The 550-nt window shown below is 42.4% G+C and carries 1 pseudogene; it reads right to left on the reverse strand.

From position 1 onward, the window contains the following. Window positions 1–169 precede the first annotated feature (169 nt). Window positions 170–550, reverse strand: a pseudogene (locus DUK53_RS17685) (hypothetical protein); the annotation flags it as partial.

Raw genomic sequence — 550 nt, forward strand, 5'->3', positions numbered from 1 at the left:
CATGATATGAAGGCGGTACACGCTTTCCATTTCTTTCTTTGTCTCTACCATTGCCAATTTCCTCTCTCCTTTGACTTCTTGTTTCCTTTTAGGTAAAAAACATTACTTTCTAAACACCTTAAAAAAAAGGACTGGCAGTTTTCCTGACAGCCACCCACTTTCTATGTGCCTATAAGTCTTGTTTCTCGCCACTTCCTTCTGTTTCCGTTGTCGAATCCTTTTGGTAATCATTTGTCCCATATGCGCCCTTATAGAGCTCTTTTAGCGTATCTTCCGTAGGTTGATAGTCGCCATGTTTATCCTTTTCCAAATAAATTGTGAAGACCATCGGTTCGCTTACAATTGGTGTTGCTCCGCCGTGTTCATAATACTGGGACAAACTCCAAAAGTTGACGAGCTGCATTATCGTATTTAATTCTTTACTATCCGTCCCATTGTACTTATATGCATCCGGTCCAAGATATTTTTCGGTGACTTCACGCGCTGCTTGTCCTAATCCTTTTCCGGCAAGTCCTCGTACCGATACCTTCACTTCCGCCCCGTCTTCTGT

It is taken from the genome of Listeria sp. SHR_NRA_18 (assembly GCF_003856515.1).
GTDB classification, from domain to species: domain Bacteria; phylum Bacillota; class Bacilli; order Lactobacillales; family Listeriaceae; genus Listeria_A; species Listeria_A newyorkensis.